Below are 18,241 nucleotides of genomic sequence, written 5' to 3' on the forward strand. Positions count from 1 at the left end.
ATGATGGTTGACGATGAATGACGATGACTTATGGTTGGCGATGACTGATGGTTGACGGTGACCGCTGGCTGACGGCCGTCAGCCGTTCTTGGTGATGCCGATGAGGATGCCGCCGATGGCGATGAGCACCATGCCGACGATCACGAACGCCATCTCCTTGCGGGTCTTCTTCTCCTTGAGCAGGAAGAGCCCGCCGAGCGTGGCGACGATCACGTTCATCTGCGACAGCGTCCAGCCGACCGCAAGGCCGTTGATCTCGTTGGACAGCTGCACGGTCAGGTTCGCGGTGGCGAACAAGGCGCCCGTCGACATGTTCAGCCAGCTCTTGCGGCCGAACACGCCGATCTCCTTGTCGCCGGCGTCCTTGCCGCTCATGACGAAGGCGATGACCGTCGTGCCGAGCATCATGAACACGGCCTGCGGGAACAGCATGTCCCAGCTGGAGACGGAGAAGAACTTGCCGGCCGCCGCGTAGCTGGTGTACAGCAGCGACGAGATGAGCGTGATGAGCAGGCCGAGCTTGAGGTTCGACGGCCCCTTGTCCTCGCTTTTCTCCTGGAACGCGGTGCAGGCGACGCCGACGATGATCACGACGAGCGCGGTGATGCCGAATCCGAACTGCCATCCGTGCGTCCACTCATGGAAGAACAGCGCGCCCAGCAGCGTGGTGAACACGAGCTGCATGCCGGTGGACAGCGGCATCGCGCGGGCCACGCCCAGATAGTCGAACGACCTGATCTGCAGGATCTGCGCGATGCTCCACGGGATGCCGTTGACGGCCGCCGCGGCGATGAGCGTCCACGACCAGCTGATCGGATGGAAGATCAGCACCACGATGCCGAACAGCAGCGTGGTGAGCACCATGCCCATCTGCTTGTTGGCGGTCGTGCCGCCGACCTTCTGCATGACGACGCCCTGAAAGCCCCAGCCGAACGCGGGGACCAAGGCCAGGAGGATGGACCACATGTCATATCCTTTCCTTCCGCTCCCGCCCGGACTGCCGTGTCCTCACGGGAGCGCAACAACATTGTTCACTGTCTCAGTGTAGGAAAGGCCCGGCAGCCGGCGTCACGCCGCAGCCGGTGGGTTTACGCCAACTTTCGGGAAAATCACGACAGTGTGTTGCGGCTTGGCGCGGCGGGCGTCGTGTGCGGCGGCCACGGTCGGCGGCTGCGCTACCGCGGCAGGGCAGGCTCCTGGAATCGCCTGCGGTACCGGCTCGGACTGACGCCGAACGCGGCGGTGAAATGCTTGCGCAGCAGGTCGGCGTTGCGCAACCCCGCACGCATGGCGACCTGATGGACCGGCAGGTCGGTCAGCTCCAGCAGCTCCTTCGCCGCGTTCAGCCGCTCCGTCAGCAGCCAGCTGCTCGGTGGCATGCCGATGACGTCGACGAACCGCCGCTGGAACGAGCGCGGCGACATGTGCACGGTCCTGGCGAGCGCGTCAAGCGTCCAGTCGTGACTGAGATGCTCCCTGACACGGCAGGTGAGCGCGATGATATCGTCGCGCTGCTGCGATGACGACCTGACGGCGGATGCCGTCTGGCGCTCGCGGGGGCGGCGGCTGTCGGTCGAATGCGGGTAGCGCATCATCAGCACGTCGGCCTCCGCGCTGGCCAGCGACTGCCCCTCATGCTCGGCCATGAGCGCCAGGCACAGGTCGAGGCAGATGCTGCCGCCCGCCGACGTCCATATGCGCCGCCGTACGTCATGGGTGAGCAGACGATCGCGCATGACCACCGCCTTGGGGAACTGCAGGGCCAGATCGTCGACGAACGGCAGATGGGTGGTGCAGTCCACGCCGTCGAGCAATCCGGTCCACGCGAGCGCGAACACGCCGGTGCACATGGCGGCTATTTCAGCACCCGCATGATGCCGTTCGATCAGCCAGTCGCGGATCGCCAGCGCGTCCGCGGGATCGTCGGTGAACAGGGCGGCCTTGTCGTCGCCGTGACGCCGGTCGTGGGCGATGTCCTTGGGGTTGGCGAATCCGGGGATGATGATCAGGTCGGGCGACTCATGGTAGTCGGCAAGGGGAGTGGCGGCGATGGCGAGGCCATGGTCAAGCGGTTGCGAGGCAGTGGCGGCTATGAAATCGATGGTCGGGCGGCTCTGCCCGCCACGTTCCACGGAGTCGTCATCGAAGATCTGGATGATGGAGATGACGTCGAACGCCCACATCGTGCCGGGCAGCAGCACCGCGATTCTCATCAGGCCAACCTCCTGCCATGGTGGATGACATGCCGGATACGCGACCATTGTATCCGCGCGGCCGGTCTCGGAGGCCCTGCGGCGGTGCGCGCGGCGGCGGCCGGCCGTCGTCGCGGTCCGTGTGCTAGACTGTTCAGGTTGGCCTTCGCGCCGACGTGGGGCTGTAGCTCAGTCGGTTAGAGCATCGGACTCATAATCCGCCGGTCCTGGGTTCAAGCCCCAGCGGCCCCACATGGAAAATCCCCTTGAAAACCGCTGTTTTCAAGGGGATTAGCGTATTCGCCGGCTTGATGTCAGTACTTGTTCGCGCCGGTGCCCACAAAGTTGACCCTGAAGCCGCGCTGGTAGTGCAGGAACATGCTCGCGCCGTAGCGGTCGACAGGACGGTGGGTGAAGAGCATGCGGATCGCGAACGCGGTCTGCACGTCCTCGGGCAGCGCGAGGAACGCCTTGTGCGCATCCCAGTAGGGCTCGCGGACGATGGCCGCGTCCGGCACGTAGGCGTAGCCGTAGCCGTCATCGTTCACGTAGCCCATGAACGGCAGATCCCACGCGTTGTACCGGGTGAGCTTCGCCTTGAAGTCCTCGACCTCGGCGATCGCCTCGTCGCTGATGCCGAACGACCTGGCGACCTTGTTGGCCTCGGCGGTCTTCTCGTCGGCGCTCTTGTCGAACATGTCGAAGTTCACGGTGATGACCTCTCATCCTTGCTGTCTTCAGTTGCCATGATGGCTTCCTTTCGCTGTACTGATAGTCGAAACGCACATCCTGAATGTTTGATATTGGATGGTCTTCTGTTGTGATGGAACACATCCAATAGGATTGTGTGATGGTGTCCTCGGATATCCTTGTGGCTCCAACGATAGCAGCGTCGTTGTTTCTTGTATTGATATAACCGTTGATTTATATAGCTGTTCACCTACTTGTCATCGTATTGGGAGGTCGTGTGCGCATCGTTGTCGCCATGTGCGGCTCATGATTCGTTCGCGGCACGGTATGTGCAGTTATGTTCGATTCGACAGTCAAGCGAACGTGCCTGCATGTGGCGGTATATGATAATCCACACCACGGCGTATACTTCCGAAGGTTCCGGTTCACGCCTGCCATAGGGGCAAGGCGACCCGGGTCACCTGGATTCCTTAGGAGACACCATGAAGCAGGGCATTCATCCTGAATACCATGCCGTCGAGGTTCTGTGCTCGTGCGGCAACACCTTCGTCACCCGTTCCACCTACAAGGGCGACCACATGACGGTCGACGTGTGCTCGAAGTGCCACCCCTTCTACACCGGCAAGCAGAAGATTCTGGACACCGGTGGCCGCGTCGCTCGCTTCGAGCGCCGCTACGGCAAGAAGGCCAAGTAGCGTATCGACGCCAGTCCGCATGGTCCGGCGCGCTTCGGCGTGCCCGGGCCGCAAGCGGGCTGGCGTTTTTTGATACCCAAATCGCTTTCCCATACAACAACGTCCACGTGACGATTGCACACGGCCTCCACCTGACGGTCGTGCCGATATCAGGGCCGGCCCGACGCCGGCGTCAGACAAGGAATGACCATGACAGACGAGCAGTTCCCTGCGGCGGCGACCGCATTGGAGGAATACCGGTCCATCGAAGAGCAGATGGCCAGCCCCGAGGTGGTGACCAACCCCGACAAGATGCGCAAGCTCGGCCGACGCCACGCCGAACTCGGCTCCATCGTCGCCGCCTACAAGACCTACCTTTCCGTGCGCGACGACCTTGAAGCCGCACGTGAGATGGCCGGCGAAGACCCGGAATTCGCCGACGAAGCCAAGCGTCTCGAAGCCGAACTGCCGGCAGCCGAAGACAAGCTGCGCACCGCGCTCATCCCGCGCGACCCCGACGACGCTCGCGACACCATCATGGAGATCAAGGCCGGCACCGGCGGCGAAGAAGCCGCGCTGTTCGCCGGCGACCTCATGCGCATGTACACGCGCTACGCCGAAAAACGCGGCTGGACCGTCACCGTCCAGTCCGAGAACACCACCGAGCTCGGCGGTGTCAAGGACGTGCAGATGGCCATCCGCGCCAAAGGCACGCCCGCCCCCGAGGATGGCGTGTGGGCCTCCCTCAAGTACGAAGGCGGCGTGCACCGCGTGCAGCGCATCCCCGTCACCGAATCGCAGGGCCGCATCCAGACCTCCGCGGCCGGCGTCATCGTCTTCCCCGAAGCCGACGAGGACGACGACGAGATCGAAATCGATCCGAAAGACCTCAAGATCGACATCTTCATGAGCTCCGGCCCCGGCGGCCAGTCCGTGAACACCACGTACTCCGCCGTGCGCATGACGCACATCCCCACCGGCATCGTCGTGAGCATGCAGGACGAGAAATCGCAGATCCAGAACCGCGCCGCCGCGCTGCGCGTCCTCAAATCCCGACTGCTCGCCATGAAGCACGAGCAGGAGGCCGCCGAAGCCGCCGACATGCGCCACTCGCAGGTGCGCTCGCTCGACCGTTCCGAGCGCATCCGCACGTACAACTTCCCGGAGAACCGCATCGTCGACCACCGCACCAACTACAAGGCGTACAACCTCGACGCGGTGCTCGACGGCGACCTGCAGGCGGTCATCGACTCGGACATCCAGGCCGACGAGGCGGAGCGTCTGGCGAACCAGAAGTAGCGTGCGGCCGGGGCTGGCTGGGCGTGCGATATTCGAGCGTGACCGGGGCTGGCTTTTTGACCGGGCTGGGCTGGGGCATACGATGCTCGACACGCTCAAGGCCGCTCGGCCAAGCATACGGTCGAGCATCGTATGCCCCAGCCCAGCCCTCGTTGGGTGGCTCTGTTACGTTTGCGTTTGTTTGGGCCGCAAGTGATTTGAAAAAAAGGGGAGGATGGGTATGTCCCTGGAGGAGATGATTCGTGACGCGGCGGGACGGTTGCGCGAGGCGGGCGTGGATACGCCGGAGCATGACGCCAAAATGCTCTTGGCCGAAGCGGTCGGCTGCGAGCTGCACGACATCGACAAGGCCCTCCTCATGGGCGACGACCTGACCGCGCTGACGCCCTCCGCTCCCGCCCCCGCTGTCGTCGTCCCCTCCGCTCCCGCCCCCACCGGCGGCGTGAGCGACCCTTCCTCTCCCGCCCCCGCTGACGGGGGCTGTCAGCGTGAGCCGACTGGGGGTGGTCCCGGCGAAGCCGGCGATTCCCGCCAGTCCGCCGCCACCCCTCTTGACCGCTTCCACTCCATGGTCTCCCGTCGTGCGGCGCGCGAGCCATTGCAGTACATTGTCGGTCATGCCCCGTTCCGCTACCTCGACCTGGCCGTCGGACCCGGCGTCTTCATCCCACGGCCGGAAACCGAAACGGTCGTGCAGGCCGGACTCGACTGGATCACGCAGAACCGCCTGTACGCGCCGCGCGTGGTCGACCTGTGCGCAGGGTCGGGCGCGATCGGACTGTCCGTCGTCACCGAAGTGCGCGGCGCCGAAGTGTGGGCGGTCGAACTGTCCCCCGAGGCATACCGGTGGACCGAACGCAACCGCGAAACGGTCGCCAAGCGCGATCCTTCCGCCGGCTACAACTATCACCTTGAGCAGGCGGACGCGACCAGCCCGTTCACCCTCCCGCAACTGGACGGCACGATCGACATCGTGATCACGAATCCGCCGTACGTGCCGCTCGCCCAGATTCCCGAACAGCCAGAAGTGCGCGACCACGACCCGGACATGGCCCTGTATGGCGGCTCCCTGGACGGCGCGCTCATCCCCGAACGCATCATCGAACGCGCGGCCCGGCTGCTGCGCTCGGGCGGCGCGCTCGTCATGGAGCATGACATCTCGCAAGGCGACCGCCTCGTCGCCTTCGCGCAGGCCAACGGGTTCGACCAGGCACGCACCGAGAACGACTGGACCGGACGCCCCCGCTACCTCTTCGCCGTCAAGGCCTGAACTGTCGGTCCCGTTTCCGCAAACTGCACATAGTGCATCTTACGGAAACAGCAGGCTGGATTGTGCGCCTCAAGGTACACAATCCAGCCCGTTTCTTCACTCATGCTTCACATCATTGCCGCAAGCTGCACAATGTGCATCTTACAAACGTGACGTGCGAGGTTCCCTCGCCGCAGAGACCTGTGCTACTGCGCGTACGCCTGATAGACGCTGGCGTCCGCGTCGCTGATCGTGCGCACCACCCTCGCCGGATTGCCCACGGCCACCGAATTCGCGGGGATGTCCCCGACCACCACAGCGCCCGCGCCGATCACGCAGCCGTCGCCGATCGTCACGCCGCCGAGCACCGTCACATTGCCGCCGAACCAGCAGTTCGAGCCAATCGAGATCGGCCGGCCATACTCATAGTCGTACGTCGAGCCGTCCGCGCGACGCCGCACGTTGCGGTCCTGCCAGCGGATCGGATGCATCGGCGGCAGCAGCGAGACGTTCGGCCCGAACAGCACGTCGTCGCCGATCGTCACCGGAGCGCAGTCGAGCACGGTGAAGTTGAAGTTCGCGAACACGCGGTCGCCGATCGTCGTATGGCAGCCGTAGTCGAAGAACACCGGTCCCATGACGTCCAGATCCTCGCCATGGTGCGGCAGCAGCTCGTCAAGCACCGCCCGGCGCTCCTCCCGGGCGCCGCGGGGGAGCGCGTTGAACCGCGTGCACAGGTCGGCGGCGCGATCGCGCAACGCCACCAGCTCGGGGTCGGAGACGTCATAGAGACGGCCGGCCAGCATCTCCTCGCGTTCGCTGGCGCGGGGCCGGCGCAGCTCGACCGGCGGCACGGCGGAAGCGGCCGCATCGGCGGCGGCGTCAAGCGTATGGTTCACGGCATTCGGCATGGCATCGTTCATGAGTGCCATCTTGCCGCGGGCGGTCGATATGACACGCCGCCGCTGCGGTACGGCCGTGCCGCGACGTTGCCGGCCTTGCGAACGGTGCGGCTGCGGCGCATGCGGCGGCGGTCCGGCGTGTCGCGCCGCAATGGTGCAATGGTGTGGTTATAGATGATTTTCGGGAGGTCTTGAATCTGATGAGTGCGGTGCGCAAGGTTGACGAGGATTCCCTCGCCGAGGCGGCGTCGATAATCCGGGGCGGCGGTCTGGTCGTCATCCCCACGGACACGGTCTACGGCGTGGCCTGCGACCCGCGCAACCGTGAGGCCATCGACCGCATCTACCAGGTCAAGCGCCGCCCGCGGTTCAAGTCGCTGCAGGTGCTGCTCGCCTCCGTCGACCAGCTCGACCAGCTCGGGCTCGACCTGCCCGCGCCGCTCAACCGGCTGGCCGCCAGGTTCCTGCCCGGCGCGTTCTCGCCGATCACCATCGCCCGCGAGGACTGCACGCTGCGCACCATCGCCGCGGACGGCACGCAGGGCATCCGCGTGCCCAACTCCGCGCTCACCCTGCGCGTGCTGCGCGCGCTCGGCCCGCTTGCCGCATCCAGCGCGAACCGTTCCGGCGACACAAGCGCGCAGACCGTCGAGGAGGCCGTGGGGGCGTTCGGCGACGACGTGCAGCTGTACTTGGACGGCGGCGCCACGCAAGGCCATGTGGCCAGCACCGTCGTCGCCGCCGACCCGCATGAGCGCGACGGCATCAGGATCCTTCGCGAAGGCATCATCCCGCAGTCCGCCATCCGCGCGGCGCTGCACGTCAACGGCGGAGGTCTGGGCGCATGAGGGTCTATCTGCTGATCGCCGCCATCGCCGGAGGCGTGACCTGGCTGGTCACGCCGCTGATCCGTCACATGGCCATCCACATCGGCGCCGTCGGCAAGGTGCGCGCCCGCGACGTGCACACCATCCCGACGCCGCGCATGGGCGGCCTGGGCATGCTCATCGGCTTCACGTTCGCCATGATCTACGCCAGCCGCATCTCCTTCACCACCGGTCTGTTCGCCAACAACAACCAGGAGTGGGTGATCCTCGCCGGCGCCGCCATGATCTGCCTGCTCGGCATGGCCGACGACCTGTGGGACCTCGACTGGATGCTCAAGATGGCGGGGCAGCTGCTCATCTCCGTGTTCGTGGCGTGGGGTGGCCTGCAGATCATCTCGCTGCCGTTGGGGTCGCTGGTCACGGCGAGCCCCGGCATTTCGATCAGCATCACCGCCATCCTGATCGTCGCCTCGATCAACGCGGTCAACTTCGTCGACGGCCTCGACGGCCTCGCCTCCGGCATCGTGGCGATCGGCGGCATCGCCTTCGCCGTCTACTCGTACATCATCGCCCGCAACTCGCCGTCCTACGCCTCGATGGCGACGCTGATCGACGTGGCGATGGTCGGCATCTGCGTCGGCTTCATCCTGCACAACTGGCATCCCGCCAAACTGTTCATGGGCGACTCCGGCTCCATGCTGCTCGGCTATCTCATCACCTGCGCGTCCATCGTGATGACAGGCCGACTCGACCCGGCTTCGATCCACACGAGCGTCTACCTGCCGGTGTTCATGCCGATCCTGCTGCCGATCCTCGTGCTATTCCTGCCGGTACTGGACATGTGTCTGGCGATCGTGCGGCGCCTCAGCCACGGCCAGTCGCCGATGCACCCCGACCGCATGCACCTGCACCACCGCATGCTGCGCATCGGCCACACCGTGCAGGGTGCGGTGCTGATCCTGTGGGGCTGGGCGGCGCTCATCGCGTTCGGTTCGATCATGATCCTGTTCTTCCGCGCCGACCATGTGGCGATCGCGTTCTCCGTCGCCGTCGTCGTGCTCACCGTGGCGACGATGTACCCTTACCTCAAGCAGCGGCTGCCCGAGATCGCCGAAGAGGACCGCACGTACGAGGCGGCCCGGCGCAAGGCGCGCCACGCGTCCGACGAAATGAGCCAGGGCAGCGGCAAGGCGGCCTGAAGGAAGCCTCAGGCGGTCTGCGCCCGGCCGTTCGTGCGGCCTGCAGACCGCCGATCAGGGCCGTTCCCTGACCTCAGTGCACCGTCTCATAACCGTGTCGTGTCGTGTTCGTCGCCTTGCGCTCATATAGTGGATACATGGCTACAAATTCTGATGTGAATATGCAATCCTATGCCCCCGTCCCTCCGATCTTCGCCAAACTGGGCCTCGCCTATGACGATGTGCTGCTGCTGCCGAACGAGACGGACGTCATTCCTTCCGAAGTCGACACGACCACGCACCTGACCCGTGAGATCACCATGAAGGTCCCGGCAATCTCCGCGGCCATGGATACCGTCACCGAATCCGAGATGGCCATCGCCATGGCCCGCAACGGTGGCATCGGCGTACTGCATCGCAATCTGTCCATCGACGACCAGGCCGCCCAGGTCGATGTCGTCAAGCGTTCCGAATCCGGCATGATCACCGACCCGCTGACCGTCAGCCCCGACGTGACCCTCGCCGACCTCGACAAGCTGTGCGGCAAGTTCCACATCTCCGGCCTGCCGGTCGTCGACAAGGACAACAAGCTCGTCGGCATCATCACCAACCGCGACATGCGTTTCATCCCCTCCGAGGACTACGACCACCTCAAGGTGCGCGACGTGATGACCAAGGAGAACCTCATCACCGGTCCGGCGAACATCTCCAAGGAGGACGCCCACCGCCTGCTCGCCCAGCACAAGGTCGAGAAGCTCCCGCTCATCGACGACAACGGCAAGCTCGCCGGCCTGATCACCGTCAAGGACTTCGTCAAGACCGAGCAGTACCCGGACGCCACCAAGGACGGCCAGGGCCGTCTGCGCGTCGCCGCCGGCATCGGCTTCCTCGGTGACGCCTGGCAGCGCGCCTCCGCCCTGATGGAGGCCGGCGTCGACGTGCTCGTCGTCGACACCGCCAACGGCGAGGCCCGTCTGGCGCTCGACATGATCCGCCGCATCAAGTCCGACCCCGCGTTCCGCGACGTGCAGGTCATCGGCGGCAACATCGCCACCCGCTCCGGTGCCCAGGCCATGATCGACGCGGGCGTCGACGCCGTCAAGATCGGCGTCGGCCCCGGCTCCATCTGCACCACCCGCGTGGTCGCCGGCGTCGGCGTGCCGCAGCTGACCGCCGTGTACGACGCCGCCCAGGCCTGCAAGGCCGCCGGCGTGCCGTGCATCGCCGACGGTGGCATCCACTACTCCGGCGACATCGCCAAGGCGCTCGTCGCCGGCGCGAACTCCGTGATGCTCGGCGGCACGCTCGCCGGCTGCGAGGAGGCCCCGGGCGAGAAAGTGCTCCTGCACGGCAAGCAGTACAAGCTGTACCGCGGCATGGGCTCGCTGGGCGCCATGGCCCCGCGCGGCAAGAAGTCCTACTCCAAGGACCGCTACTTCCAGGCCGACGTCACCAGCAACGACAAGGTCGTGCCGGAAGGCGTCGAAGGCGAGGTCCCGTACCGCGGACCGCTCAACGCCGTGCTCTACCAGCTCATCGGCGGCCTGCACCAGTCCATGTTCTACGTGGGAGCGCACAACATCGCCGAGCTGCAGGAGAAGGGCCGCTTCATCCGCATCACCGACGCCGGTCTGCGCGAATCCCACCCGCACGACATCGTCATGACCACCGAAGCCCCGAACTACACCGGCTTCCACAACTGATAGCCTCCGGCACACTGCCGGACCGACCCGCTTCCCTTGGCCCCCTCGGTGGAGGGCCGAGCCGTCAAGCAAACAGCGGAGCTGTTTGTAGGCGAGGTGCGAGCGACAGCGAGCCAGCATTGAGTCGGCCGTAGACCGTCCTTAATTGCAGGACGCTGTCAGCGAAGCTGACTGGGGGAGCGTTCACCCGGTCAGGGTGCGCCCGGCAGGGTCGTGGCACCTATCACATCAATCGGGTCTCCCGCCACAGCGGCGGAAGGCCCGATTATCATTATGTAATCCGATTGCCACCCTACTCCAGCCGCAGCCACGCGGACGTGTCCTGCGGCAGCCGGCCGTCGTCCGTCAGCGGGCCGGACGTCAGCGCCACGTCGCCGTCCGGCAGCACGGCCGGCGTCGCCCCGAAGTTCGTGATGTTCGCCCATCCGTTGGCGCGCCGGTAGGCGATCACGCCGCCCGGTTGCCCGTCGGCGCCGTCGCGCGCACCGCTGGGCCGGTCCTCGGCCAGCCACGCGCAGCTGGTATCCGCCGTCTGCAGCTCATGACGCAACGCGAGCACGCGACGGTAGAAATTCAGCATCGAGCCGTCGTCGGCATCCTCCACATCGACCGCGAAGCCGGCGAACCAGTCAGGCTGCGGCAGGTGCGGCTCGTGCGCCGCCCCGGCCGGCGAGAAGCCGAACGAGCCGCCATGGCCGAAGCGGGCACCGGGCGCGTCGAGTCGCGGCGCGTCGGCCGCGGTCCACGGCAACGGCACGCGGCAGCCGTCACGGCCCTTGGTCGAACGGTCACGGTCGCTGCGCAACGGCCACGGGTCCTCAAGCCGGTCCCACGGGATGTCGGGCACCTCGAACAGGCCCAGCTCCTCGCCCTGATACACGTACGCCGAACCGGGCAGCGCCATCTCCAGCATGAGCGCCGCGCGCGCCCGCCGCGCGCCCAGCGCACGGTCCTCACGGTACGTGCGACCCATGCGCAACGCCCAGTCGGCTGCGATCTGATGGTATTCGTCCGTCGGCACCTGCGGCAGCGCATACCGGCTCGCATGGCGAGGCACATCATGGTTGCTCATCACCCACGTGGAGGTCGAGCCGCTGCGCCGCGCGCACGCCAGACCTTCCGCGATTGCCGCATGCATGGCCTCGAACGTCCAGTCGGCTTTGGCGAACTCGAAGTTGAAGATCTGCCCCAAGTCGTCCGGCGAAGCGTACAGGTACTGCCGCTCGGGGCGCACCCACGCCTCGGCTACGGCGAAGCGCGGCGGATCGTACCGGTTGAACACCTCGCGGCGCCACTCATGGTAGATGTCATGCACCTCGTTGCGGTCGAGCACCGGATGCGAGCCGTCGGCGGGCATGTCGTTCGTGCTCATCACGCCGTAGTCGTCCAGGTCGTCACGGTCGAGGTCCTTGGCGAGGGCGTGCGCCACGTCGATGCGGAACCCGTCGACGCCATGGTCGCACCAGAAGCGCAGGGTCCTGAGGAAATCGTCGCGCACCTCGCGGTTCTTCCAGTTGAAGTCCGGCTGCTCCTTGGTGAACATGTGCAGGTACCATTGCCCGTCCTCGACGCGCGTCCACGCCGGGCCGCCGAAATGGTTCACCCACTTGGTGGGCGGCTCGTCGCCGTTCGGTCCCTTGCCGTCACGGAAGACGTAGCGGTCCCGCTCCGGCGAGCCGGGCGCCGCCTTGAGCGCCTCCCGGAACCACGGGTGCAGGTGGGAGCTGTGGTTCGGCACGATGTCCGCGACGATCTTGATGCCCGCCTCATGCGCCGTGGCCGCCAGCCGGTCGAAATCATCCATGTCGCCGAGCCGCGGGTCCACATTGCGGTAGTCGGCCACATCATAGCCGCCGTCAGCCAGCTCGCTCGGGTAGAACGGCGACAGCCAGATCGCGTCCACGCCGAGCCGTTTGAGATAGCCGATCTTCTCTGTCACACCGTTGAGGTCGCCGATCCCAGAGCCTGTCGTGTCCTTGAAACTGCGCGGATAGACCTGATAGACGACCGCCTGCCGCCACCAGTCCGCCTGATTGTCTTGTGTCATGCCCCCATTATGCGCCTGCGACGGCCCATCGCCGTTCACGATTTGAAGGCGGCGGCAAATCGTGAACGCGGAGATGTGCGAACGAACACGCCGAACCTTGGAATCCTGCGGTTTGGCCGAATGCGCATGTGCGATATCGTGCGTTTCGCCGTTCACGATTTGCGGGCGCACCCAAATCGTGAACGGCGAAACATCGTCCCCGGTCGGATATAGTCTGTAACGTTCCCAAAACAGAAGGAAAGGCGGCTTCACATGGTAGACAGCCATGATGCGGAAACCTACAGCGCGAAGGACTCGCGCCTCATCTGGATCGACTGCGAGATGACCGGACTCGACATCTTCGGCGGCGACGAGCTTGTCGAAGTCTCCGTCGTGCCCACCGACTTCGACCTCAACGTGCTGGATGAGGGCGTCGACTACGTGATCAAGCCGTCCGACAAGGCCGTCGCCCACATGAACGATTTCGTCCGCCAGATGCACACCCGCTCCGGCCTCATCAACGAGTGGGAGCACGGCCTGAGCCTCGAGGAGGCCGAGAGGAAGGTCACCGAGTACGTGGCCCGCTTCACCCCGGACGGCGTGCGCCCGCTGCTCGCCGGCAACACCATCGGATCCGACAAGAAGTTCCTCGACCACTACATGCCGAACCTCATGAGCCACCTGCACTACCGCAGCATCGACGTGAGCACGTTCAAGGAGCTCGCCCGCCGCTGGTATCCGGCCGTGTACGAGAACCGCCCGCCGAAGAACGGCGGCCACCGGGCGCTCGCCGACATCATCGAATCGCTGGACGAGCTGCGCTACTACCGTGCGGCCGTCATGGCGCCCGCCCCCGGCCCCGACGCGGCCGAGGCCGCGCGCATCCGCGACGAGATCGTCGCCACCAGCCTGAACAAGTAGCCTGCATGGGCGGCGGTTGCGCAGCGCCACGTTCGCGCCGCCGTCCGACCGCGCCCGCACGCAACTGACCGACCGACCCCACAGAAAGGACCCCTCATGACCGCAGTCGACTGGACGGCCATCACCCCCGGCCCTCACGACATCCGACTCATCGTCGCCGACATGGATGGCACGCTGCTTGACGGCGACAGCCGCATCCCCGACGGCTTCTGGCCGTTGCTGGGCGAGCTGCAGGCGCGCGGCGTCGAGTTCGTCCCCGCGTCCGGCCGCCAGCTGGCCACCCTGCAGACCATGTTCTCGCACGAACAGGCGGCAGGCGTGTCGTCGTTCGTCGCCGAGAACGGCAACGTGGTCATGGCGGACGGCGACATCGTCGACGTGCACGGCGTCGGCTGGGACCTCACCCGTGACGTCATCGACATGGTAGACCAGGCCGTCGCCTCCGGCAGGCACGACATCGGCCTGGTAGTCTGCGGCCTCAAGACCGCGTACATCCAGCGCGCCGACAAGCCGTTCGTGGATGAGTGCAGCAAGTACTATCAGGCGTTGCGCATCGTCGACGACCTGCATGACGTGCTCGGCACGCCGGGGGAGACCGTGCTCAAGCTCGCCATCTTCGACTTCGGCGCCGCCGAGCCGATGGCAGACGAACTGCTCTCCGACATCGCCCGCACGTGGGCGGTGGTCGTCTCCGGTGCGCACTGGGTCGACATCATGGATCCGGCGACCAACAAGCGTCAGGGAGTCGTCGCCCTGCAGCGCAGCCTTGGCGTGACTCCCGCGCAGACCGCCGTGTTCGGCGACTACCTCAACGACCTGGAGATGTTCGACGCCGGCGAATGGTCGTTCGCCATGGCCAACGCCCACCCCGACCTCAAGCAGGCCGCGCACTACGTCGCGCCGGCCAACACCGAGCACGGCGTCCTCACGGTCGTGCGGCGGCTGCTCGGCATCGGCGGCTCGCAGGCCGCGCAGGCCACGCAGACCGAGCAGACCGCACAGACCGTGCGGTAACGGACAGGTCGACATGAGACAGAGCGAAGCCCTGGCGATCCTGAACGCCGGCGCGAACGTGTTCCTGACAGGTGCGCCGGGCGCGGGCAAGACGTATGCGCTGAACGAGTTCATCCGTCAGGCGCGTGCGGACGGTGCCGACGTCGCCGTCACCGCGTCCACCGGCATCGCCGCCACGCACGTCAACGGCCAGACCATCCACTCGTGGAGCGGCATCGGCCTGGCCGACGTACTGACGACGAACCTGCTGAAGACCATCAGGACCCGCCGGCGCCGCCGCATCCAGGCGACCGACGTGCTCATCATCGACGAGGTGTCGATGATGCACGCATGGCTGTTCGACATGGTCGATCAGGTGTGCCGTTCGGTGCGCCGCGACCCGCGCCCGTTCGGCGGGCTGCAGGTGGTCCTGTCCGGCGACTTCTTCCAGCTGCCGCCGGTTTCGGTGTCCGGTCGTAACCGTGACGTGCTGCCGAAAAGCCAGGAGTTCCTCGACTCGCGGCGACGGTATGCGGACGCCGGGCTCAACCCGGAGGGGTTCGTCACCGAGTCGCTGGTGTGGCGTGAGCTTAATCCGGCGGTCTGCTACCTGACCGAACAGCATCGTCAGGATGACGGCCGTCTGCTCGGCGTGCTCACCGACATCCGCAACGGCTGCGTGGACGACGGCGACCGTGACATCCTCGTCACGCGGCTCGGCGTCCGGCCTGCCGAAGGCGAGGTGGCGGTCCACCTGTTCCCCGTCAACCGGCAGGCCGACGGGCTCAACGACATGCGGCTGGAGCGCATCGCCGGCGATCCGCACTGGTTCCACGCCGAACAGGCCGGCGAGGCGACGCTGGTCGAACGGCTGAAACGCAACATGCTGGCGCCCGAGCATCTCATGCTCAAGGAGGGCGCGGCGGTGATGGCACTGCGCAACGACGCCGACCACCAGTATGTGAATGGCTCGCTGGGCACGGTGCGCGCGTTCGCCGCCGACAGCAAGGGCGGCTGGCCGGTCGTCGAGTTCGAGAACGGCAACATCGTGACCATGAAACCGGCTTCATGGGAGATGATGGACGGCGACACAGTGCTCGCGTCGGTCAGTCAGGTGCCGTTGCGCTGCGCGTGGGGCATCACGATCCATAAGTCGCAGGGCATGACGCTCGACCGGGCGGTCATGGACCTGAGCCGCACGTTCGCGCCCGGCATGGGGTATGTGGCGCTGTCGCGCGTGGAGCGGCTCGACGGACTGTACCTGGCGGGAGTGAACAACCGCATGTTCGCGGTGTCGCCGGATGCTGTGTCGCTGGACGGTGATTTGCGACGGGCGTCCGACGATGCGTCGGCGACGCTGGACGCGGACGGGGCCGCGGCGTTCCGGCCGGGGCGCCGGGATGGTGGCGGCTCTGCGGGTGACGGCGTCGCGAGTGCGGCGGGCGACGGTGGGTTCGAGCAGGCCGCGCTGTTCTGACGTGTCGCGGCCATGATGTTTTGTCTGGCGTCTTGGTAAAGTATGCCGATGTTGTCCATACAGAGTTGTCCACAAGACAAAGGAGATTGAGAGTGGCACAGAACAACAGCGCCAGCAAGGACGTCGCTAACAAGAACGGGTCGAAGAAGAAGCCGGTCGTGGCGATCGTCATCGCCGTGGTGGTGGTCGTCGTGGCCGTCATCGCCGGCGTGATCGCATGGAGGTCGCTCGGCGGCGAGAGCGTGGAGTCGCTCAAGGCCAGCTGCGCCGAGGTGTCCGAGCAGCGCCGTATGCAGCAGAACGTCTACAACACGCTGGTGAACGGCGACGCCGCGGCCGCCAGCGCGTACACGGAGGATCAGGTGAACGACCCCGACACGCTCGCCAAGCTGGCGGACGAGCTGGACGTCAAGACCCCCGAGCTGGGCGCCTGCAACGTCGAGACCGCCGACGAGTTCAAGACGCAGATCAGCAAGATCGAGTCCAACACCACGTGGTACAAGGACCACACCGCCAGCCTGCAGAAGGCGGTCGACGCCGTCAACGCGAGCGTCAAGAAGTGACCAGAGCCTCCCTTCGCGTAAGGTGAGGCATAGCGTCGCTATAGCGTAGTGGGGGCCGGCCCGACGTGTCGTCGGACCGGCCCCCACTGTCGTTGTTTTCGTTGTTTTTCGTCACAGCGGGTAGGTGCACGCTGTGACAAAACGGGGTAATGCCGCGATCCGCGTCAGACGCTGATGTCGCGCACGGAGCCGCGTTCCACGAGCTCCGCGGGGATGACGGTCTTCACGCCGGCCGGCACCTTCGCCCCCTCACACATGCGCTTGGCCATGAAGAACGCCTCACTGCCCACGTCATTGAACCGCATCCGCATCGTGGTCAGTGCGAGCCTCGGCACGGTGCCGACGAGCGAGTCGTCGACGCCGATCACGCTCACGTCCTCGGGCACGCGGCGTCCGCCGGCCTGCAGGCCGAGCATCGCGCCGTACGCCATCTGGTCGTTCGCCGCGTAGATGGCGGTGCAGTCCGGGTCGTGCGCGAGCACGAGCCCGGCCTGATAGCCGCTGTCCGCGTCCCAGTCGCCCATATAGGTGGGCGGGATGCGCAACCCCAGCTGGTCGAGAGTGTCATGCCAGCCGCGTGCGCGGCTTTCCGCCGCTCGCGACGACGAAGGGCCGGCGATGTGGTAGACGGTCTTGTGCCCCTTGCTCAGCAGGTAGTCGACGATGGCCGTCGAACAGCCATACTGGTCGGAGTCGATGGTGGGGCAGTGGTTGGCCGGGTCCTCGCTGATGATGACCACCGGCAGCTCCTTCGGCGGCTGGAACGTGTCGAAGTCGGGCACATGCTCCTCCATGACCACGATCACGCCGTCGACAGGCAGTTGCTTCATGCGTTCGACCGCCGCCTCCAGCGTGCGCTCGTGGTTGCGGCCGATGAACTGCATGGTGATGGCGTACCCGCTGTCGTTGGCCGCCTGCGCGATGCCGCCGAGAATGCGAGCGTTACCATAGGAGAGCATGCTGAACAATACGACGCCGATGTCCTTGAACCGGCCGTGCTTCAGCGCGCGCGCCGCATAGTTGGGACGGTATCCGAGCTTCTCCATCGCCGCTTCGACACGTTGTCTGGTTTCTGGTCGCACGGCGTTGCTGCCGTTGGCTACGCGGGAGACGGTCTGCGGCGACACGCCGGCCGCGCGCGCGACGTCCTGCATGGAGGCTGGTTGTGAATGATCCATGGTTACTGCTTTGTCTTGACGTGGAATCTTATGTTTTGGTTACCATCATAGGCGATTTTTTCTTGCGACTTGCCGGGCGGCGAAGTGGACAATCTCAACATTGGTGCTATTATGATAACGCAAACATTTTTCCAGACAATGTTGCACGGAACGAACGTAACGGCACACAACGTCACAGAACGTTCCATGCGGCAGCGACTTCGAGTCCTTCGAAGGAGAGGGTTATGGCAGCAGCTGAAGTAGCGCCGTCGGCTCGTGTGAATAGGCACAAGCCGGATTGGCGTGGTTGGAAGTTCATGTGGCCGTTCGCGGTGGTGTTCGTGTTCGTGTTCATCATCCCGTTGGTGTATGCGGTGTACATCTCGTTCT

Annotated in this window: 16 protein-coding genes, 1 tRNA gene and 1 pseudogene; 12 read left to right on the forward strand and 6 right to left on the reverse strand. The window is 65.6% G+C overall.

What is annotated here, in order from left to right:
- Positions 1-78: 78 nt before the first annotated feature.
- Positions 79-966 carry a GRP family sugar transporter gene (locus tag F7D09_RS08295; RefSeq protein WP_152234922.1) on the reverse strand — a complete coding sequence of 296 codons (888 nt, stop codon included), beginning with the start codon at positions 964-966 and terminating at the stop codon, positions 79-81.
- Between the two features lie 209 nt (positions 967-1,175).
- A complete protein-coding gene (locus F7D09_RS08300; protein WP_152234923.1) occupies positions 1,176-2,213 on the reverse strand; it encodes a GlxA family transcriptional regulator in 1,038 nt (345 codons plus the stop codon).
- A 157-nt stretch (positions 2,214-2,370) separates the two neighbouring features.
- Between F7D09_RS08300 and F7D09_RS08305 the strand changes: the two genes are divergently transcribed.
- Positions 2,371-2,444 (forward strand) — tRNA-Ile (locus F7D09_RS08305).
- A gap of 62 nt (positions 2,445-2,506) precedes the next feature.
- Here the strand turns inward: F7D09_RS08305 and F7D09_RS08310 are convergent.
- Entirely contained in the window at positions 2,507-2,890 is a 384-nt protein-coding gene (locus F7D09_RS08310; RefSeq protein ID WP_152234939.1) for a glycerophosphodiester phosphodiesterase, read from the reverse strand.
- Positions 2,891-3,364: 474 nt separating this feature from the next.
- On the opposite strand from F7D09_RS08310, the gene rpmE reads away from it, so the two are divergent.
- The 3 genes from rpmE to prmC all read left to right on the forward strand — a co-directional run bounded on the left by rpmE (position 3,365) and on the right by prmC (position 6,125).
- The gene (gene rpmE, locus F7D09_RS08315; RefSeq protein ID WP_152234924.1) at positions 3,365-3,577 is read left to right on the forward strand and encodes a 50S ribosomal protein L31; all 213 of its coding nucleotides are present in this window, start codon (positions 3,365-3,367) and stop codon (positions 3,575-3,577) included.
- 189 nt (positions 3,578-3,766) lie between these two features.
- Positions 3,767-4,855 (forward strand): peptide chain release factor 1, encoded by a 1,089-nt coding sequence (gene prfA, locus F7D09_RS08320; protein ID WP_152234925.1) that lies wholly within the window; start codon positions 3,767-3,769, stop codon positions 4,853-4,855.
- A 220-nt stretch (positions 4,856-5,075) separates the two neighbouring features.
- Positions 5,076-6,125 carry a peptide chain release factor N(5)-glutamine methyltransferase gene (gene prmC, locus F7D09_RS08325; RefSeq protein WP_193312400.1) on the forward strand — a complete coding sequence of 350 codons (1,050 nt, stop codon included), beginning with the start codon at positions 5,076-5,078 and terminating at the stop codon, positions 6,123-6,125.
- 185 nt (positions 6,126-6,310) lie between these two features.
- Here the strand turns inward: prmC and F7D09_RS08330 are convergent, their stop codons facing one another.
- The gene (locus F7D09_RS08330) at positions 6,311-7,027 is read right to left on the reverse strand and encodes a sugar O-acetyltransferase (RefSeq protein WP_226836140.1); all 717 of its coding nucleotides are present in this window, start codon (positions 7,025-7,027) and stop codon (positions 6,311-6,313) included.
- A gap of 179 nt (positions 7,028-7,206) precedes the next feature.
- Here F7D09_RS08330 and F7D09_RS08335 point away from each other — a divergent pair, with 179 nt between their 5' ends.
- The 3 genes from F7D09_RS08335 (at position 7,207) to guaB (ending at position 10,714) form a co-directional block, all read left to right on the forward strand.
- Positions 7,207-7,854: an L-threonylcarbamoyladenylate synthase gene (locus tag F7D09_RS08335; RefSeq protein ID WP_152234926.1), complete on the forward strand. Its 648-nt coding sequence runs from the start codon at positions 7,207-7,209 to the stop codon at positions 7,852-7,854.
- A complete protein-coding gene (locus F7D09_RS08340) occupies positions 7,851-9,032 on the forward strand; it encodes an MraY family glycosyltransferase (RefSeq protein ID WP_152234927.1) in 1,182 nt (393 codons plus the stop codon). Before F7D09_RS08335 ends, F7D09_RS08340 begins: the two co-directional genes overlap by 4 nt.
- A gap of 137 nt (positions 9,033-9,169) precedes the next feature.
- Positions 9,170-10,714: an IMP dehydrogenase gene (gene guaB / locus F7D09_RS08345; protein WP_193312398.1), complete on the forward strand. Its 1,545-nt coding sequence runs from the start codon at positions 9,170-9,172 to the stop codon at positions 10,712-10,714.
- Between the two features lie 292 nt (positions 10,715-11,006).
- Here the strand turns inward: guaB and F7D09_RS08350 are convergent, their stop codons facing one another.
- A complete protein-coding gene (locus F7D09_RS08350; RefSeq protein WP_152234928.1) occupies positions 11,007-12,761 on the reverse strand; it encodes a glycoside hydrolase family 13 protein in 1,755 nt (584 codons plus the stop codon).
- Between the two features lie 252 nt (positions 12,762-13,013).
- Between F7D09_RS08350 and orn the strand changes: the two genes are divergently transcribed.
- The 4 genes from orn (at position 13,014) to F7D09_RS08370 (ending at position 16,694) form a co-directional block, all read left to right on the forward strand.
- A complete protein-coding gene (gene orn, locus F7D09_RS08355; RefSeq protein ID WP_152234929.1) occupies positions 13,014-13,661 on the forward strand; it encodes an oligoribonuclease in 648 nt (215 codons plus the stop codon).
- Between the two features lie 96 nt (positions 13,662-13,757).
- A complete protein-coding gene (locus F7D09_RS08360) occupies positions 13,758-14,675 on the forward strand; it encodes a Cof-type HAD-IIB family hydrolase (RefSeq protein WP_152234930.1) in 918 nt (305 codons plus the stop codon).
- 13 nt (positions 14,676-14,688) lie between these two features.
- Positions 14,689-16,131: a DEAD/DEAH box helicase gene (locus F7D09_RS08365; protein WP_152234931.1), complete on the forward strand. Its 1,443-nt coding sequence runs from the start codon at positions 14,689-14,691 to the stop codon at positions 16,129-16,131.
- Between the two features lie 92 nt (positions 16,132-16,223).
- A complete protein-coding gene (locus F7D09_RS08370) occupies positions 16,224-16,694 on the forward strand; it encodes a hypothetical protein (protein ID WP_152234932.1) in 471 nt (156 codons plus the stop codon).
- A 164-nt stretch (positions 16,695-16,858) separates the two neighbouring features.
- On the opposite strand, the gene F7D09_RS08375 is transcribed toward F7D09_RS08370, so the two are convergent.
- Positions 16,859-17,872: a LacI family DNA-binding transcriptional regulator gene (locus tag F7D09_RS08375; RefSeq protein ID WP_152234933.1), complete on the reverse strand. Its 1,014-nt coding sequence runs from the start codon at positions 17,870-17,872 to the stop codon at positions 16,859-16,861.
- 224 nt (positions 17,873-18,096) lie between these two features.
- Between F7D09_RS08375 and F7D09_RS08380 the strand changes: the two are divergent.
- Positions 18,097-18,241: pseudogene (locus F7D09_RS08380) on the forward strand (carbohydrate ABC transporter permease); the annotation flags it as partial.

The organism is Bifidobacterium leontopitheci (assembly GCF_009193355.1).
GTDB classification, from domain to species: Bacteria; Actinomycetota; Actinomycetes; order Actinomycetales; family Bifidobacteriaceae; genus Bifidobacterium; species Bifidobacterium leontopitheci.